The organism is Aliiruegeria sabulilitoris, from assembly GCF_001558155.1.
GTDB lineage: Bacteria > Pseudomonadota > Alphaproteobacteria > Rhodobacterales > Rhodobacteraceae > Tropicimonas > Tropicimonas sabulilitoris.
This window is the reverse complement of the sequence record NZ_LOAS01000001.1, coordinates 174,729-193,013: the sequence shown is the minus strand read 5'-3', so window position 1 is coordinate 193,013 and position 18,285 is coordinate 174,729. Positions and strand designations below refer to the sequence as shown.

18 protein-coding genes are annotated in these 18,285 nt (G+C 61.8%); 11 read left to right on the top strand and 7 right to left on the bottom strand.

Features of this window, described 5'->3' with window-relative positions; translation table 11 throughout:
• Positions 1–99: 99 nt before the first annotated feature.
• On the bottom strand, positions 100–927 hold the full coding sequence (locus AX756_RS00880; RefSeq protein WP_068307487.1) for a GNAT family N-acetyltransferase: 828 nt from the start codon (positions 925–927) through the stop codon (positions 100–102).
• The gene (locus tag AX756_RS00875) at positions 924–1,616 is read right to left on the bottom strand and encodes a GntR family transcriptional regulator (protein WP_068307486.1); all 693 of its coding nucleotides are present in this window, start codon (positions 1,614–1,616) and stop codon (positions 924–926) included. The genes AX756_RS00880 and AX756_RS00875 overlap by 4 nt, the downstream gene beginning before the upstream one ends.
• A 242-nt stretch (positions 1,617–1,858) precedes the next feature.
• On the opposite strand from AX756_RS00875, the gene AX756_RS00870 reads away from it, so the two are divergent.
• From AX756_RS00870 to AX756_RS00830, 8 genes are all read left to right on the top strand, one after another.
• Complete coding sequence (locus AX756_RS00870; protein WP_068307484.1) at positions 1,859–2,842, top strand: ABC transporter ATP-binding protein; 984 nt, start codon at positions 1,859–1,861, stop codon at positions 2,840–2,842.
• A gap of 39 nt (positions 2,843–2,881) precedes the next feature.
• Complete coding sequence (locus AX756_RS00865; RefSeq protein ID WP_068307482.1) at positions 2,882–4,165, top strand: ABC transporter substrate-binding protein; 1,284 nt, start codon at positions 2,882–2,884, stop codon at positions 4,163–4,165.
• Between the two features lie 113 nt (positions 4,166–4,278).
• Positions 4,279–5,142 (top strand): ABC transporter permease, encoded by an 864-nt coding sequence (locus AX756_RS00860; RefSeq protein WP_068307480.1) that lies wholly within the window; start codon positions 4,279–4,281, stop codon positions 5,140–5,142.
• Between the two features lies 1 nt (position 5,143).
• A complete protein-coding gene (locus AX756_RS00855) occupies positions 5,144–5,986 on the top strand; it encodes an ABC transporter permease (protein ID WP_068307478.1) in 843 nt (280 codons plus the stop codon).
• A 3-nt stretch (positions 5,987–5,989) separates the two neighbouring features.
• On the top strand, positions 5,990–6,634 hold the full coding sequence (locus AX756_RS00850; protein WP_068307476.1) for an aspartate/glutamate racemase family protein: 645 nt from the start codon (positions 5,990–5,992) through the stop codon (positions 6,632–6,634).
• Between the two features lie 332 nt (positions 6,635–6,966).
• Entirely contained in the window at positions 6,967–7,992 is a 1,026-nt protein-coding gene (locus AX756_RS00840; RefSeq protein ID WP_082738856.1) for a sugar ABC transporter substrate-binding protein, read from the top strand.
• A 200-nt stretch (positions 7,993–8,192) separates the two neighbouring features.
• Positions 8,193–9,206 (top strand): ABC transporter permease, encoded by a 1,014-nt coding sequence (locus AX756_RS00835; RefSeq protein WP_197431043.1) that lies wholly within the window; start codon positions 8,193–8,195, stop codon positions 9,204–9,206.
• Positions 9,203–9,985: an ATP-binding cassette domain-containing protein gene (locus tag AX756_RS00830; protein ID WP_068307467.1), complete on the top strand. Its 783-nt coding sequence runs from the start codon at positions 9,203–9,205 to the stop codon at positions 9,983–9,985. The genes AX756_RS00835 and AX756_RS00830 overlap by 4 nt, the downstream gene beginning before the upstream one ends.
• Positions 9,986–10,111: 126 nt before the next feature.
• Here the strand turns inward: AX756_RS00830 and AX756_RS00825 are convergent, their stop codons facing one another.
• On the bottom strand, positions 10,112–10,702 hold the full coding sequence (locus AX756_RS00825) for a hypothetical protein (protein WP_068307465.1): 591 nt from the start codon (positions 10,700–10,702) through the stop codon (positions 10,112–10,114).
• Between the two features lie 503 nt (positions 10,703–11,205).
• On the opposite strand from AX756_RS00825, the gene AX756_RS00820 reads away from it, so the two are divergent.
• A complete protein-coding gene (locus AX756_RS00820) occupies positions 11,206–12,174 on the top strand; it encodes a 2-hydroxyacid dehydrogenase (RefSeq protein ID WP_068307463.1) in 969 nt (322 codons plus the stop codon).
• A gap of 49 nt (positions 12,175–12,223) precedes the next feature.
• On the opposite strand, the gene AX756_RS00815 is transcribed toward AX756_RS00820, so the two are convergent.
• The 4 genes from AX756_RS00815 to rpsU all read right to left on the bottom strand — a co-directional run bounded on the left by AX756_RS00815 (position 12,224) and on the right by rpsU (position 16,335).
• Positions 12,224–12,967: a sulfite exporter TauE/SafE family protein gene (locus AX756_RS00815; RefSeq protein WP_068307459.1), complete on the bottom strand. Its 744-nt coding sequence runs from the start codon at positions 12,965–12,967 to the stop codon at positions 12,224–12,226.
• A 222-nt stretch (positions 12,968–13,189) separates the two neighbouring features.
• The gene (locus AX756_RS00810; protein WP_068307457.1) at positions 13,190–14,365 is read right to left on the bottom strand and encodes a matrixin family metalloprotease; all 1,176 of its coding nucleotides are present in this window, start codon (positions 14,363–14,365) and stop codon (positions 13,190–13,192) included.
• 352 nt (positions 14,366–14,717) lie between these two features.
• Positions 14,718–15,824: a matrixin family metalloprotease gene (locus AX756_RS00805; RefSeq protein ID WP_068307453.1), complete on the bottom strand. Its 1,107-nt coding sequence runs from the start codon at positions 15,822–15,824 to the stop codon at positions 14,718–14,720.
• Between the two features lie 304 nt (positions 15,825–16,128).
• A complete protein-coding gene (rpsU, locus tag AX756_RS00800; protein ID WP_005614280.1) occupies positions 16,129–16,335 on the bottom strand; it encodes a 30S ribosomal protein S21 in 207 nt (68 codons plus the stop codon).
• Positions 16,336–16,452: 117 nt separating this feature from the next.
• Here rpsU and AX756_RS00795 point away from each other — a divergent pair, with 117 nt between their 5' ends.
• Positions 16,453–17,163 (top strand): COQ9 family protein, encoded by a 711-nt coding sequence (locus tag AX756_RS00795; protein ID WP_068307452.1) that lies wholly within the window; start codon positions 16,453–16,455, stop codon positions 17,161–17,163.
• 63 nt (positions 17,164–17,226) lie between these two features.
• Positions 17,227–18,216: an NAD(P)H-quinone oxidoreductase gene (locus AX756_RS00790; RefSeq protein WP_068308116.1), complete on the top strand. Its 990-nt coding sequence runs from the start codon at positions 17,227–17,229 to the stop codon at positions 18,214–18,216.
• The last annotated feature ends 69 nt before the right edge of the window (positions 18,217–18,285 follow it).

Here is an 18,285-nt window from a genome sequence, read left to right as displayed (position 1 = left end):
TGCGTTAAATCGAGGAGTTAACTGTGTCGTGTTCACGTGTTGAGACCGGCCGCGCGGGCGGCCGGTTCAGGGCGGTGTGCCCCGGGTCAGATGTGATCGTCAGCCCAGTTCGAGCGTGGCGATCGTGTGAATGTCTCCACCTGCATCCGGCGGTGTGCCGCGATACATCCGAGCGGTGGAGAAAGAGCAACTCATCCCCGCGCCCCGGCAATGCGCCGCAAGTGCGGACATCTCGCGCGGGACATCGATGACGAATGTTTCATCGGGCGCCCTGGCGGCGATCCCATGCATCAGGGCCGTCGCGCTTTCCATTCGGTCTGCGACGAGCGGGCCAATCTTCACGCCCTGCCGGCACCGCCGCCAGGTGGCGAACCCGGCGATCCCGTGGCCTGCGTCGAGCACCAGGCTCTCGCGGTGCTCGGTCGGGCGGAACCAGGCAGACAGAAAGCGGTCCATGCTGTAGCCATTTGCGGCGGCGCAGCGCGCGATCATCCCGGGAATTTCTGCGGCGGTTGCTGGGCGAATCGCGTTGTTCTGTCGGGCGACGAGCGGTCCTTCAAATCGTGCGGTCTCGGATGCCGTGACGAAACCCGAACGCCGGTAGTTTTCTTGCTGATCGGGCACACCATCCAGCCCGACCGTCCGGCCACTGGCATGCTCCAGGGCGTGTTTCCATAGCGCGAGGCCGATGCCGCGACCGCGGAAATCCGGGTGGCAGATATAGAGGCCAAGAAAGGCGAAGCTGTCGGAGTGGTTGACCACCGAAATCGCCGCCGCCAATTGGCCGTCCACTTCCGCGACGAAGAACCCCTCCGGGTCGGCGGCAAGGAAGACTTCGGGATCGTCCCGCCCCGGGTTCCAGCCTTCCGTGGCCGCCCATTCGAGGACGGTTTCGAGTTCCGATAGCGACAGGTTTCGCAAGATCATGGGAGTCTGAAAGCCTCCTTGAGCGAAGCAGGTGCGTCCGTCGGCTCGGTAAGGTCGAGCAGCGAGAGCAAGTCCACCAGATGACTCGTCATCAACTCCTTGGCGCGGTCGGCCTCATGCGCTTCCAGCGCCTTGAGCAAGGCATGATGCGCATGGCTTTCGCAGGTGGCCTGCCGGCGCCGCCAATAAAGCGCGATGATGAGCGAAGAGCGCGCCACGAGTTGGCGGACGAAGGCCGCGATTGTCGCCTGGTTGGCGATACGCGCGATCTCGATATGGAAATCGCCCGACAGGCGTAAAGCGCGTCCGGTTTCACCGGCATCGAACGCCCAGTGCTCCTCGTCGATATGACGCTTCAGAAGCGCAATGTCTTCGGTCGTCGCGCGGGTCGCGGCGGAATGCGCGGTGCGTGTTTCGAGCAACGCGCGGGCCTCGAAAACCTCGCGGGCCTCGCGGATGCTCGGACGCGCGACGAAAGCGCCGCGATTGGGTTCGATCACCACGAGCTGCGCGTGGGACAGCGTCTGCAGGGCGCTGCGCACGATGGTGCGGCTGACCCCGAAAATCTCGCCGACCTCGTCCTCGTTGAGTTTCATGCCCGGCGACAGCCGGTGTTCGTGGATCGCCGTTGCGAGGCCCTCGGCAACATTCCGGCCACGTTGATTACTGGTTATGCCGATGCCGGTCACGAGATACTCCCTTCGTCTCCGTTCTTGTTAGGGCGACGATTCAGTTGAGTGCAAGATTCGCGATATGTGTGCGCAATCTATTCCCAGATTGTATACGATTTTCGCCTCAAAATTACACTTAGTGCCCGGAACCCCGCGTGGAACCCGGGCAGTTCCCGTTTGGCGCCGGCTCAGGGCCGAAACGCCTTTCCGCTTTTCGCGCGTGCCGGCGAAAGATCGGTTGACTGATAGCGGGAACAAATATGACCACCGGACAGGATCTCGAACTGGTTTCCCTGACCAAGCGTTACGGCGAAGCATTGGCGGTTGATGGCGTTGATCATCATTTCCGGAAAGGGAACTACGCGTGTTTGCTGGGGCCTTCGGGTTGCGGGAAGTCGACCACGCTGCGGATGATCGCGGGGCACGAGGATCCGAGCGAGGGCTCGATCGTGCTGGGCGGGGCGGATGTTTCGTGGTTGCCGCCGGCGAAGCGGGGCACGGCGATGATGTTCCAGAGCTATGCGCTTTTTCCGCATCTGAGCGTGTCCGACAACGTCTCCTTCAGCCTGAAGATGAAGGGTGTGGATGCCCCGGAGCGGCGCAAGAAGGCCGGCGAGATGCTGGAGCTTGTGCATATGGACCAATATGCCGACCGGCTGCCTGACCAGCTTTCGGGCGGCCAGCAGCAACGGGTGGCGCTGGCGCGTGCGCTGATCACCAATCCGCAGGTGCTGCTGCTGGACGAGCCGCTCTCGGCGCTCGACCCGTTCCTGCGCATCCGAATGCGGACCGAGCTGAAGCGGCTGCAGCAGGAGCTGGGCATCACCTTCATCCACGTCACTCACAGCCAGGACGAGGCGCTGGCGCTGGCCGACGAGATCGTGGTGATGAACAACGCCGTGATCGAGCAGGCCGGCCCCGCGCGCGAGGTGTTCAACGCGCCGAAGACGGAATTCGTCGCCCGTTTCATGGGTGGCCATAACGTGATCGCGCTGCCGCATGGCCATTTCGCGATCCGCAGCGACAAGGTCGCGCTGACTTCGACGGCCGAGGGGCGGCTCGATGGCCAGGTGACCGGGATCGAATACCAGGGCGCCTATGTGCTGCTGACGATCCGGGCGGCGGGAGACCAAGAGGTCGCGGCCATCGTCCCCGAGGAAACATATTTCGAGAATCCGATGCAGCAGGGCGTGGATGTGGGCCTGTCGTGGGACGACAGCGCGATGCACCCGGTCTCGGTCTGAAGTCGGGCATACAAGCCAAACCGCAACAGGAGACGGACCATGAAAGACTTCACCACTCCCAAACTCAGCCGCCGCAGCGTTCTGAAGGGCGCCGCCGCCACCGTGACGGCCGCGGGCGCCTCGACGCTCGGCGCGCCGATGATCTGGGCGCAGAACATCAAGGATGTGACGCTGCGCCAGTTCGGCACCGGCGTGTCCAACCTCAACGAGGTGGGGCAGAAGGTGAAGGAAGATCTCGGCTTCACGCTGGAGATGACCGCGCTCGATTCCGACGCCGTGACGCAGCGCGCCGCCACCCAGCCCGACAGCTTCGACATCGCCGATATCGAATACTGGATCTGCAAGAAGGTCTGGCCGACGGGCAACCTGCAGGCGATGGATGTCTCCAGGATCAAGAATTACGACAAGATCGTCGGCATCTTCCGCGATGGCAAGCTGACGCCCGAGAGCACCATCGCGCAGGGCACCGCGCCGCATAGCGTGGGCTTCACCACCGGGCCGGACGGCACCGAGTTCGTGGCCGAGGAATCCGGCTGGATGACGCTGATCCCGACCATCTACAACGCCGACACGCTGGGCATCCGACCTGACCTGATCGGCCGGGAGATCTCGACCTGGGCCGAACTGTTGAACCCCGAGTTCAAGGGTAAGGCCTCGATCCTCGACATCTCCTCGATCGGCATCATGGACGCGGCGATGGTCTGCGAGGCCATGGGCGAGATCGCCTATGGCGACAAGGGCAACATGACCAAGGAGGAGATCGACAAGACGATGGCGATCTTCATCGAGGCCAAGAAGGCCGGCCAGTTCCGCGCCTTCTGGAAGACCTTCGACGAGTCGGTGAACCTGATGGCTTCCGGCGAGGTGGTGATCCAGTCCATGTGGTCGCCCGCCATTACCGCGGTGCGCAGCCAGGGCATCCCTTGTGTCTACCAGCCGCTGAAGGAAGGCTACCGCAGCTGGGGCGGCGGTATCGGCCTGTCGAAGTCGCTTTCCGGGCTCGAGCTGGACGCGGCCTATGAATACATCAACTGGTATCTCGACGGCTGGGTCGGTGGCTTCCTGATGCGCCAGGGCTATTACTCGGCCGTTCCGGAGACCTCCAAGAACTTCATGACCGAAGACGAGTGGGGCTTCTGGTTCGAGGGCAAGCCTGCCCAGAGCGACATCACCAACCCCTTCGGCAAAGTCATGGAGAAGGCCGGCGCGGTGCGCGACGGCGGCTCCTTCTACGACCGCATGGGTGCGGTGGCCTGCTGGAACGCGGTGATGGACGAGAACCAGTACATGGTTCGCAAGTGGAACGAGTTCGTCGCGGCCTGACCGGGCCAAGCAAGACAACCGGGGCAGCGGGTTCTCTTCCCTTCCGCGCCGCCCCGCATTTCCCCCTTCCCGCCTCCCGGGAAGGGGGTTCCCCCGCCCAAGCCGGAGCTGCAATGCGCAACCTGCTGAAAAACCCCCATCTGACGGGATGGCTGCTGGCTTCGCCGCTCGCGCTGGTGCTGCTGGCCTTCCTCGTGCTCCCGATCGCGATGATCGTGGTGGTGAGTTTCTGGGGAGCAACCGAGTTCTCCATCTACCCGGCCTTCCTGTTCGACAATTACGAGTTCCTCTTCGGCTCGCCGGTGACCTATTCGGTCTTCTTCAACACCTTCAAATACGCCGCGATCACCTGGGCCTTCACCTTGGTCATCGGGTTCACGGTGGCCTATTTCCTGGCCTTCCATGTCCGCACGCTCACATGGCAGGTCGCGCTCTTCCTGCTGTGCACCATTCCCTTCTGGACCTCGAACATCATCCGAATGATCAGCTGGATCCCGTTCCTGGGGCGCAACGGGCTGGCCAATTCGACGCTGATTTCCTGGGGCGTGATCGACGAGCCTCTAGAATGGCTGCTCTTCTCCGATTTCTCGGTGATCCTGGCTTTCGTGCATCTCTATACGCTGTTCATGGTGGTGCCGATCTTCAACACGATGATGCGGATCGACCGCTCGCTGATCGAGGCGGCCTATGACAACGGCGCCTCCGGTTTCCAGACCCTGACCAACGTGATCATCCCGCTCACCAAGCCTGGCATCATGATCGGCTCGATCTTCGTCGTCACGCTGGTGATGGGCGATTTCACCACCGTGCGCTTCATGTCCGGCAGCCAGTCGGCCAATGTGGGCCGGCTGATCTCCAACGACATCGCATTGCTACAATACCCCTCGGCCGCCGCCACCGCGGTGGTGCTGCTGGCCACGGTGCTGTTGATCATCGCCGTGCTGCTGCGCTTCGTCGACATTCGCAAGGAGCTCTGAGATGTCCGGTAAACGCCCCCGCAGCTTCTACATCCTCGCCGGGTTCTTCACGCTCTTCCTGCTCTTCCTCTACGGGCCGACCATGACCATCGGCATCCTCTCCTTCCAGGGGCCGGAGGGTGGGCTGACCTTCCCAATGCGCGGCGTCTCCACCTACTGGTTCGCCGATCTTTTCCGCCAGCAGGCGGTGGGCGATATCTGGGGCAGCTTTTCGCGCTCGCTGGTGCTGGGGCTGATGGTCATGGTGACGACCGTTGTCGTCTCGATCATGGGCGGGCTTGCCTTCCGCAAGCGCTTCGCCGGCTCGGGCATGATCTTCTACCTCGTTATCACATCGCTGGTGATCCCCTCGATCCTGATCTCTCTCGGGGTTGGCCTGATCTTCTCGCAATCGGGGCTGAACGTGCATTGGTCCACCTCCGGCTACGGTTCCCAGCTGACATGGACGCTGCCCTTCGGCCTGCTGATCATGTTCGCCGTCTTCAACCGCTTCGATCCCAGCTACGAGGAAGCTGCCCGCGACCAGGGCGCCAATCCCTGGCAGACGATCCGCCACGTCGTGTTGCCGATCATCGCCCCCTCGCTCATCGGCGTCGCGCTCTTCGGCTTCACCCTCTCCTACGACGAGTTCGCCCGTACGCTGCTCACCTCCGGCAGCTACAACACGCTGCCGCTCGAGATCTACGGCATGACCACGAACGTCACCACGCCCGTCATCTTCGCGCTCGGAACCCTCACAACCGCCTTCTCCTTCGCAATCATCGCCATCTTCCTCGCCCTCGCATGGATCCAGGCAAAAAGGCGGAAGAAACAAGGCTCCGACGCCGGAAAAGGAATGCTCTGAGCCTTGCGTGTCCTGATCATCAATCCCAACAGCACGGCCTCTATGACACAGTCCATGGTCGACGCTGCGCGGGTCGCCGAACCGGATATCGATGTTCTCGGCTGGACATCCCATGATGGCCCGCCGGCGATCCAGGGGCCAGAAGACGGCGCGGCGGCCGTTCCGCCTCTTCTCGATCTGGTCGGGAGCGTAGGGCCCGAAATCGACTGTGTCATTATCGGGTGTTTCGACGATACCGGCCTTGACGAAGCGCGCCGCATCGCGTCCTGCCCGGTGATCGGCATCGGTCAGGCCGCCTTTCACATGTCTGCGCTGCGGGGGTTGCGTTTCTCGGTCGTGACCACGCTTTCGGTATCGATTCCCGTGATCGAGCAAAACATCGAGCGCTACGGGATGGGCGGGTTTCTCGGCAGGGTTCACGCAAGCGAGCTGCCTGTGCTCGAAACGGAAGATCAATCCGGCTCGGCCGCGGGACGGATTGTCGAGACGTCGCGGGCCGCGCTTGCACAGGGCAATTGCGATTGCATCATCCTCGGCTGCGGGGGGATGTCCCATCTGGCACCCGGTATCCAGCGGGAGCTGGCGCAACCGGTTATCGACGGTGTCACTGCGGCCGCCAGATTGGCGCGGGCAATCTCGCGCGACTGATGTCCTCCGCGGCGGGCAAGGCGTTTTCCAATTGGAGCGTCGGGGAAGGCAGCGCCATGGCGACTGAGTCGCTCCGTTCTCCGACCCTCGACAAAGCGACCAATATTTCAATTATTACAGCCCGGACCCCTCTCTCGGTAATATCCCGTTCATACGGCAAGTCTCTCATCTACCCGGCGCACCGGGAGGAACAAGGTGCGCTGGAGGAAAAAACCGCGACCGGAACGTGATGGATTGCTATCCTGACGAAACGGAAGCCTAATCGCTCCATTCAACCATAAGCACTCCTGGGAGGAGCCTGGGAGGGTCTGACCCAAACTGGAGGAAACCCTATGAAGTCCATCACCACGACGCTTCTCGGTGCAACGGCTCTCGGCCTGTTCGGCATGGTCGGTGCGGCACAGGCCGCCGATTTCGGCGCCTGCCTCATTACCAAGACCGACACCAACCCGTTCTTCGTCAAGATGAAAGAGGGTGCCACCGCCAAGGCCGAAGAGCTTGGCATCACCCTGAAATCCTACGCCGGCAAGATCGATGGCGACCATGAAGCCCAAGTCACGGCGATCGAAACCTGCATCGCCGATGGCGCCAAGGGCATCCTGATCACCCCCGCCGATACGTCTTCCATCGTCTCCTCGGTACAGAAGGCCCGCGATGCCGGCCTGCTGGTGATTGCGCTCGACACCCCGCTCGACCCGATCGACGCCGCCGACGCGACCTTCGCCACCGACAACTTCATTGCCGGCGAGCTGATCGGCAAATGGGCGGCTGCCTCGCTGGGCGACGAAGCCGCGAATGCCAAGATCGCCATGCTTGACCTCGCCGTCAGCCAGCCCACCGTCGGCGTGCTGCGCGACCAGGGCTTCATGCAGGGCTTCGGAATCGACCTCAAGGACCCGAAGAAATGGGGTGACGAGGACGATCCGCGTATCGTCGGCCATGACGTGACCGCCGGTAACGAGGAGGGTGGCCGCAAGGCGATGGAGAACCTGCTCGCCAAGGATCCGTTCATCAACGTCGTTTACACGATCAACGAGCCCGCCGCGGCGGGGGCCTACGAGGCGCTCAAGGCGCTTGGGCGTGAAAACGACGTGCTGATCGTTTCCGTCGACGGCGGTTGCCCCGGCGTGGCGAACGTGGCCGATGGGGTGATCGGCGCTACCTCGCAGCAATACCCGCTGCTGATGGCCTCCAAGGGCATCGAGGCGATCAAGGCCTGGGCCGACACCGGCGCCAAGCCGGAAGTGACCCCGGGCAAGGATTTCTTCGATACCGGTGTGAAACTGATCACCGATCGGCCGGTTGAGGGCGTCGAGTCCATCGACTCGAAGGCCGGCGCGGACCTCTGCTGGGGCTAACTCCCGGCCCGCAGGGATGATCATCCCGGCGAAGGGTGGCGCTATGCGTGCCACCCTTCGTCACAAGACAGAACCGAATTGCGAAGCCGGGCACGGTTGTCCGTTCGCGTCAATTCAGGGAGGTTCGGATGTCCGACACCGGCACCGCAAACCAGGATTCATCGAAACAGAGCTATGAAGACGTCCTCAAGGATGCAGCGATGGGCGTCGCGGAGTTCGAGGAAGACGAATCCTTTTCCAGAAAGCTCCAGAACTGGTTGCACTCGACGCCTTCGGCCGTGCCGATGTTCGTTCTGCTGGCGGCCATCCTGGTCTTTGGCCTGATTCTGGGCAGCAAGTTCTTTTCGCCCTTCGCGCTGACGCTGATCCTGCAACAGGTCATGATCGTCGGCATCACCGCTTCTGCCCAGACGCTGGTCATCCTGACGGCGGGGATCGACCTCTCGGTCGGGGCGATCATGGTGTTCTCCTCGGTCATCATGGGGCAGTTCACCTTCCGCTATGGCATCCCGGTGGAGATCTCCATCGCCATCGGGCTTGGGGCCGGCGCCCTCATGGGGTTCATCAATGGCGTGCTGGTGGCCTATGTGAAACTGCCGCCCTTCATCGTTACGCTGGGCACCTGGCAGATCTTTCTGGCCGCGAATTTCCTCTACTCGTCCAACGAGACCATCCGCGCGCAGGAAATCGAGGAGCAGGCGCCCGCGCTGCAACTGTTCGGCGAGAGTTTCCGGATTGGCGGCGCGGTCTTCACCTATGGCGCCATAGCGATGATTCTCATCGTCGTCTTGCTGGCCTATGTGCTGAGCAACACCGCCTGGGGGCGGCATGTCTATGCCGTGGGTGACGATCAGGAGGCTGCCGAGCTTTCCGGCGTCAAGGTCAAGACCACGCTGATCCAAGTCTACACGCTTTCGGGCCTGATCTGCGCCTTCGCCGGCTGGGCCCTGATCGGTCGTATCGGATCGGTTTCGCCCACCTCCGGCCAGAACGCCAATATCGAGGCCATCACGGCCGTTGTGATCGGTGGCGTCTCGCTCTTTGGCGGACGTGGCTCGATCCTGGGTGCGCTGGCGGGCGGTCTTATCGTTGGTGTGTTCTCGCTCGGGCTGCGCATGGTCGGGACAGATCCGCAATGGACCTACCTGCTGATCGGCGCGCTCATCATCTTCGCGGTCACCGTTGACCAGTGGATCAGAAAGGGAACGGCATGACACAGCAACCTGTCCTCCAGGGCCGTGGCCTGGTCAAGAAATTCGGCAAGGTCACCGCGCTGCAAGGCTGCGATTTCGAGCTCTACCCCGGCGAAGTGCTTGCCGTGATCGGCGATAACGGGGCTGGAAAGTCGGTGATGATCAAGACGCTTTCGGGCGCGCTCCAGCCCGATCATGGCGAGGTGTTGCTGGACGGCAAACCTGTCCATTTCAACACGCCGCTGGAAGCGCAATATGCCGGGATCGCGACTGTCTACCAGACGCTCGCCATGTCGCCCGCGCTCTCCATTGCCGACAACATGTTCATGGGGCGCGAGCTGCGCAAACCCGGCTGGCGTGGCAAGTTCCTGCGCCAGCTCGACAAGTCGGCGATGGAGAAATTCTCCCGCGAGAAGCTGACCGAACTGGGCCTGATGACGATCCAGAACATCAAGCAGGCGGTCGAGACCCTCTCGGGTGGGCAGCGTCAGGGCATCGCGGTGGCCCGGGCCGCCGCCTTCGGCTCCAAGGTCATCATCCTCGACGAGCCGACCGCCGCGCTCGGTGTGAAGGAAAGCCGCCGGGTTCTGGAGCTCATCAAGGATGTCCGCGCGCGCGGGATCCCGATCGTGCTGATCTCGCACAACATGCCCCATGTCTTCGAGGTCGCGGACCGCATCCACATTCACCGCCTTGGCCGGCGCCTCTGCGTGGTCAAGCCCGGCGAACACACGATGTCGGACGCCGTCGCAATGATGACCGGCGCGATGGAACCTCCGGGCAAAACCCAGGCCGCCTGAACGGCCGGGGCCGCAAGCAAAGACCTCTGTCAAAACTACAGGCCCGCTTTTTGCGGGCCTGTTGCCGTTCATGCGTTGTCTTCTCCGCCCGTGTGGAATGATGGAAGGGCGGCGGAGCCGCCGCGTCTAAGCCGTCGTTGCCGTCAGCAAGGGGCCTTGGGCGGCGAAGCCGAATGCCGGACCCAACACGAAGAGCGCGTCGGCGTCATCTCTGCGCGTGTCGAAATCGAAACTCCACGGCCCGTTTGCCTGGCCCTTGGTCGTGCATTCATGGGTGCGCCCGTTGATCACCAGCCATACATGGCCCACGCCGGCGCCCCCGCTTCCCGTGCCAGAGCGTTTCAACGCCGGATCGGTGGCGCGGTAGGCGATCCGCACGGTGTCGTCCTTCTTGGCGGCTTCGAAATTATAGACATCGCGCATATCGACGAATTCGTTTCCTTCGACTGAGCGATAGCCGTTTTCGTCCAGCCATTCCTGTTGCTTGTGGCTGCCCTGGGGCATCCGAACATTGTGAGAGGAGCCTTGGTAGACGACATATTGAACATAGCCCGAGCAATCGAGCTGGGCGCGGGATGCGTGCAGGCGGCTGACATCGGTGTCGAGATTGCCAACCTTGCCCTGCCCCTGAGCGCGGCCGCGGCTATAGGTAATACGAGCGGCTGCGAGGTTGCTTAAGGTGAGCCACAGCTGGGACGCATTGAAATGCATAATCATCTTAAGTCACTCCTGCTGGAAAGCGTCATGCATATCACGAAACGGACCACCGCGCGACAACGCCGGGCCTCCCCCTGCAATGCGGCGCAGATCCCGGTCGGATTCCCATCGTCAAAAGGCCAAGGGGCGCGACGATGGTGACCATCGTGTTCGGGTCCATCCCGCTTGGATCAAGGGCATCGATGGTGTAACCGGAAGCCGAAAAAATCCCCAGGAAGTCTCATGCCGTTCCCTTCCGAACAGGCTGCTTCTCAAGTTGCTGCCCGGCTCCGCCCGCTTCTCGCACTGCACGACCCCGACGACATTAAGACGCCGGAACGGGGCAGGGGTTTGCCGTGCGAGTATTGCCGGGGCGTGATCGGCAGGGCACGACTCTCATTCCGGAGGTTTTCGAACGCTCCGCTATCTTGGTCCTCCGGACATGCCTGGACGACCTTCAGAAACCGTGCCTCCGCCTGCAGGGATGGCAGGCGGCACAGGCATTTCACATCGGAGCCAGGAACATGAAGATCGTCTTCCACGGAAGCAACGCACTGACCTTTCGCGAGGGGCTGGAAGCCCTGCTGGAGAGCGAGCACGAGATAGTTGAACTGCCCGATATGCTGATATCGGACGAAGATTTCGCGGCCTTCGAGGATGCGGATGTCCTGGTTGGCGTTGCGCTCAACGCGTCCTTGCCCGCCCCCAGGCGCCTCAAACTCTACCAGGTGCCGGGCGCTGGCGTGGACGGAATCGACCGTTCGGCGCTGCCCTCCTCGGCCCTTCTGTGCAATTGCTTCGGCCATGAAACGGCTATCGCGGAATATGTGATGTCCGCGCTGCTCTCCTTCCACGTCCCGCTTGCCGACGCGGATCGTCGCCTGAGAACGGGCGACTGGAAATACTGGGCCGGCCGGCCGAAAGGCATGCGCACGGAGTTGGGCGATCAGAGCATCGGCATCGTCGGCTTTGGCCATATCGGCAAAGCCGTGGCCGCACGCGCCAAGGCCTTTTCCATGTCGGTCTCTGTCGCCAACCGCAGCCCGATCGAAGAGCACGCGCATGTCGATACGGCCTATGCGCTGGATGATCTGGCCGACTTCGCCGGTTCGGTGGACATCATCGTGAACACGCTGCCGCTCACCTCCGAGACCGAGGGGTTGATCGGTGCGGAGGCGTTTGCCCGGATGCGGCCGGGTGCCATTGTCGTCAATGTCGGGCGCGGAAAGGTGATCGACGAGGCCGCGCTATTCTCCGCGCTGCGGGAGAAACGCATCGGCGGGGCGGTGATCGATACCTGGTATGTCTATCCCGATGGGGGCAACTCGACCCCGATGCCGTCCCAATTCGCGTTCCAGGAACTCGATAACGTGGTGATGACGCCGCATATGTCGGGCTGGACGCATGGCACGATCTCCCGCCGACAAAAGGTGATCGCAGAGAATATCAACCGGATTGCATCCGATCAGGCGCCGGTCAACGTGGTCTCCTGAACGGGGCAACAGGGAGCCGGCAAGCACCGGCTTCCTGCATTTGCGGCACTCAGCCTGCGACGAGCACTTCGTAGAGCAGTTTGACGGACACGACGGCGAGCGCGACCTCGACCAGCAGGAAGAAGATCTTCTCCGGCAGCACGCGGGAGATCGAGGCCCCTGTCCACGCGCCGGTCAGTGCGAGTGGCGCCAGCCAGGCGGCCTGTTGAAAGCTGTCCCAGGTGATCTGCCCGGCGAGAATGAAGGGCGGCAATTTCAACAGGTTGACGATGGAGAAGAAGATCGTCGTCGTTCCGAGGAAAACCATCTTGTCCAGCTTCTGCGGCAGGACATAGGCCTGGAAGGGCGGGCCTCCGGCGTGGGAGACATAGCTGGTCAGTCCGGCCAGCGCGCCCCAGAACAGGCCGCGCGGCACATCGGCCGGTTTGAGCGGCACCTCCCGCCGGGAGAGGCGCTGGCGCAGGGCGTTGAAGAGATAGGACAGGCCGATCCCGGCCACGAGCAGCTTCACCAGATCGCCCGGCACATGCGCCACGGCGACATAGCCGGTAAGGACGCCGAAGATGGCACCGGGCAGAAGGATCTTCAGGTTGCGAACTGAAAAAGCCCGTCTGAACAGGTAGATGGCATACATATCTGCCACGATATAGATCGGCAGCAGCAACCCGGCGGCGTGGGCCGGATCCATGAACAGAGACATGAGCGGAACGGAAAGCATCGCTATCATCGGGACGCCGCCCTTGGACAGCCCCAACAGAAATGCCGCCAATCCGGCAACGATCCAGTATTCCATGCCTGCTCCCTAGACCCATTCCTGAAGGAATGCCACCACCCGGATGCAGCTTTTCTGCGACATTCTGGAAGGCGGTTCAGCCCGGAATTCGGGACGGCAATGACGCTCGTGTTGCGTCCACGAAAGCAGTCTGCCCGGCTCCTTTCCGCTCTGGGGAACGGAACAGGCGCGGCGGGCGCTTTCGCGCCGCAGACCGCTCGGAGCAACGCGGCAAATGTCGCGTCAGGTCAGGTGCCAGCCATAGACCCAGTTGGAATGCCAACCGTAATTCCAGGTGGCATCCCAGCCATAGTCCCAGACGTTGTACCAGCCATAGTTCCAGTCGTTGTGCCAACCGTAGCCCTGGTTGAGCCACCAACCATAGTCCCAGCCGTAGCTCCAGCCATAGTGCCAGTACTGATACCAACCGTAGTCGAGGGAGTTCCACCAGCCGTATTTCCACCCGGCATACCATCCATAGTCCCAACCGGTGTACCAGCCTGCGTTCCAGCTCGTATGCCAGCCGTACTCCTGGGCCCAGCCCCAGCCATAGTATTGGCGCCAGCCCCATAGAGTCTCGTCGACAAGAATGTTGGAGAAATAAGTGTAGAACCAGTCCTGTTTGTAGACCCAGTGCCAGCCTAGACCCTGCTCCATATACCAGCCGTAGTTCCAGCCGTAGTTCCAGCCCAATTGCCAGCCATAGTTCCAGCCGTAATACCAGTCATAGTGATTGCCATAGGCCCAATCGAGCGACCAGCCGTAATTCCATTCCGCGTGCCAGCCGAAGTACCAGGAGTAATACCAGCCGTAATCCGAGCTGGCATACCAGCCGTAATACCAGTCGAAATGGCCGCCATAGCTCCACTCGGCCCACCAGCCGTTGCCCTGGTCAAGGTACCAGCCATAGGACCATGACCCGCCGCTATCCGTTTCGGCGCCGTAGATCGCCTGTGCGGCGTAGATGTCCCAATAGGTCAGGTCGTCCGCGGTCCCGTCGGCATAGGCGTACATCAGCGTGTCGGGATTGCTCGGATGACCGAGGCCGATTGCGTGGCCGATCTCGTGGGCCATGACCTCGTAGAAACTCGTGCCGGTGCTGAGTCTGTGCTCGCCACCGGACCAGGTCCAGTCCTCTGCGGAGTCGATGACGATCTCTGCATCGACCATGACTCCGGTCGAGCCGTAATAGGTCGAATTTGTCTCTCCGAGAGTGGAGAAATCGCCGTCGATATAGTCGAAATAGACAACGATGTCGGCGCCTGATCCGTAGGAGACTTCGGTGAAGTCGAGCTCGATCTCGTCGTCCCAGGCGTCGAACGCAGCCTTGACCTCGTCATAATAGGCCATGTCGCCAGAGTAAGCCCAGGTAACCGTGTAGTCGGACCAATAGCGGTCGGAAATAACATAATCGGACATGATTTCTCCAAATTCGCGACGCGCTGAGAAAGCGCTAACTCTTCTGTCTTCCAAACCACCCGCAGGCGTGGCGATGCCGGGATCGAGACGTTTTAGAATTTCTACAGAACCAGAAAACCGAAGAACGGTTTGCTCTCAACGCCTAACCTTGCGTAAATTCAAGAAATTGGACGTTTTCTATGCAAATCGCAAAGCGATGTACCATCGGCTGGCGGAACTGACGACCGCGCGAGGGAGCCCGTTCGTCATGGATCGAGTTCGCAGAGTGGGTGAAACGCGGGCTGCCAGAAAGAAAAATCGCGGCAGGCCGAGGCCGCCGCGATGATTGCGATCCGTTCAGGGTGCCAGCAGGTCAGGCCAGGTGCCAGCCATAGGCCCAGTTGGAATACCAACCGTAATTCCAGGTGGCATCCCAGCCGTAATCCCAGACGGCGTGCCAGCCATAGCCCCAGCCGGTGTGCCAGCCATAGTCCCAGTAGCCTGTCCAGCCATAGACCCAGCTGACGCCCCAGCCATAATGCCAGAACTGGTACCAGCCGTAGTCCTCGTTGAGCCACCAGCCATAGTCCCAGCCGGTATGCCAGCCAACGTTCCAGCCCGTGTACCAGCCCTGGTTCCAGTACCAGTACCAGCCGATATCCATGCTCCAGCCGAGGTCGGGGCTCCAGTCCCAATGCTGTCCGTTTTCCAGCGCGGAGTACCAGCCATACGTCCAGCCGTAATTCCAGCCGTACTGCCAGCCGTAATTCCAACCGAAATTCCAGTCGTAATGCGAGCCATAGGCCCATTGCAGCGACCAGCCATAGCCCGAGTCCGTATGCCAGCCGTAATACCAGGCGAAGTCCCAGCCAACGTGCCAGCCATAATACCAGCCGTGGTACCAGTCATAATGCCCGCCATATGTCCAATCGGCCCACCAGCCATAGCCGTCATCCAAGTACCAGCCATATTGCCATGACCAGCCGTAATCCGATTCCGGGCCATAAATCTCCTGTGCGCCGTAGATGTCCCAATAGGTCAGGCCGTCGGCGTTGCCATCGGCATAGGCGTACATAAGCGTGTCAGGGTTGGTCGGGTGGCTCAGGCCGATTGCATGACCGAGTTCATGGGCGATCACCTCGAAAAAGGTCGTGCCGCTGCTCAAAGTGTGTTCGCCGCCGGTCCAGGTCCAGTCCTCGGCGCTGTCCATGACGATCTCGACCTCTACGATCTCTCCGGTGGACGGGTAATAGGAGGTAGTGGTCTCGCCCAGCGTGGAATAGGAGCCGTCGATATAGTCGAAATAGATGACGATGTCGGGGTCGGAACCATAAGAGACCTCGGTGAAATCGAGCTCGATCACCGCATCCCAGGCGTTAACCGCGGCCTGAATTTCGTCATAATAGGCCATGTCGCCGTAATAGGCCCAGGTTACGGTATAATCCGCCCAATGCCGGCCAGAGTTGATATAGTCGGACATCCTTGCTCCCGTCTCGGTCTCATCGCGGGAGACGCGCGGCGTCCCCCCATTCACACCATCAGTGGGCAGAGCCTCGGCCTGCCATGGCTTCCACAACAAGATATCGGAAAACCGTGATCAAAATGGGTCTGCAATAGGGCGCATAACGAAAAGTTTAGAAATGCTCCTATCGCACCCCCGGGAAGGGAGCGAAGCCACTACCCGAAAACGAAAAACCCCCGAGCAGTTGCCGGGGGCCTCGTGACTGGCGTCCGCCAAGTCGATCTCTCAAGCGCCTCAAGGCGACGCCGTGGGCCTCACAAACTTAGAGGAGCCCTTCGCGCTGCGCCTTCTTCCGCGCCAGCTTGCGTGCACGGCGAATCGCCTCGGCTTTCTCGCGCGCCTTCTTCTCGGAAGGCTTCTCGAAGTGCTGCTTGAGCTTCATCTCACGGAAAACGCCTTCCCGTTGCAGCTTTTTCTTCAGAGCGCGGAGCGCCTGGTCGACATTGTTGTCGCGAACACTGACCTGCATGTGGTTGTCACCACCTTTCTTGTAAGAGTTGCAATGATTGCAGGAGCGGCCCCTATAGCAAAGCATTGGTGGTCTGTCTACCTTGTCGGTAACGATTCGTCAGAGCGAGAGGCGTCCATGACCGAGACCGACACGCAGGCCGAGCTGAAATCGAAACTGCTTGATGCTGCACTGCCCCATGTCACCTTTGACGGCTGGAGCCAGGAGACGTTTCGCGCCGCCTGTCGCGATGCCGAGATCGAGCCATCCGTTGCTCGTGTCATCTGTCCCCGCGGGCCGATCGACCTCGCGCTGGCCTATCACGAGCGCGGGGATGCGGAGATGGAGCGACGCCTTGCGCTCGAAGACCTGCCGACCCTGCGTCTGCGCGACCGGATCGCCACCGCGATCCGGTATCGTATCGAGGCGATAGACGACAAGGAAGCGGTGCGCCGCGGCACGGCGCTCTTCGCGCTGCCCGGCAATGCCGGCGATGGCGCACGCGCAATCTGGGGAACGGCAGACAAGATCTGGAACGCGCTTGGCGACAATGCCGACGACGTGAACTGGTACACCAAGCGGGCCTCTCTCGCCGGCGTCTATTCGGCGACGATCCTCTACTGGCTGGGCGACGAGAGCGAGAATTGCGAACGCACCTGGGAGTTCCTCCATTCGCGCGTCGATGACGTGATGAATCTCGAACGTGTGCGTGCCCAGGTCACCGGAAATCCGCTGATGAAGCTGATCTTTGCCGGCCCCAACTGGCTTGCCAGCCAGATACGCCCCCCGCACAAGCAAGACGATGGTTTCCCGGGCACGTGGACGGACGAGACCGGCAAGCCGGAGTGATTGCACCCCGCTCGGCTAGGGTGCATTACCGGGACAAGCGATAAAGGAGTCCCCGTGATGAGCCTGCCTGAGACCATGCGTGCCGTCGAGATAACCCAACCCGGCGGGCCGGAGGTGCTCCAGCTTGTATCGCGGCCCGTTCCCAAACCTGGTCTCGGTCAAATTCTCATTCGGACGGAATGGGTTGGCGTCAACCGTCCGGACGCGCTGCAACGCGCCGGTCTCTACAACCCTCCGCCCAACGCAAGCGATCTGCCCGGGCTGGAAGCCTCGGGCGAAGTCGTCGCGGTTGGCCCCGAGGTCCATCAATGGGCCGTTGGCGACAAGGTCTGTGCGTTGCTGCCCGGTGGCGGCTACGCCGAATTTGTCGCGACCCCGGCCGCCCATGCGCTGCCCGTACCGGCGGGCATGGGGATGCGCGAGGCCGCCTGCCTGCCAGAGACGATGTATACCGTCTGGTCGAACGTCTTTGAACGTGGCGGGCTGAAGGCGGGCGAACGGTTTCTCGTGCATGGCGGCAGCTCGGGCATCGGCACAACAGCGATCCAGCTCGCCCGCGTCTTCGGGGCTCGTGTCTTCGCCACGGCGGGTTCCGCCGAGAAATGTGCCGCCTGCGAGAAGCTCGGCGCAGAGCGCGCCATCAACTACCGCGACGAGGATTTCGTCGAGATCCTGCGCGCTGAAGGCGGCGCGGATCTGGTGCTCGACATGGTCGGCGGCTCCTATATTCCGCGCAATATCAAGGCAATGGCCGATGATGCCCGGCTCGTCTTCATCGCCTTCCTGCAAGGGCCCAAGGTCGAACTCAACTTTGCCCAGATCATGATGCGCCGCCTGACCGTCACTGGCTCCACCCTGCGCCCGCAATCCGACCTCGCCAAGGCCCGCATTGCCGCGGCGCTGCGCGAAAAGGTCTGGCCGCTGCTGGAGGCGGGCACCGTCGCACCGATCATCGATTCCACATTCCCCCTGTCGGAGGCGGCCGCGGCACATGCGCGGATGGAATCCTCCGGCCATATCGGCAAAATCGTGCTCGACGTAACGGCAACTTAGCTGCTGCGTGACAAAAAGATCTTTGTGATCAAGCGATTCGGTACCACCCTCGCGCGCACCTCGGGGCGT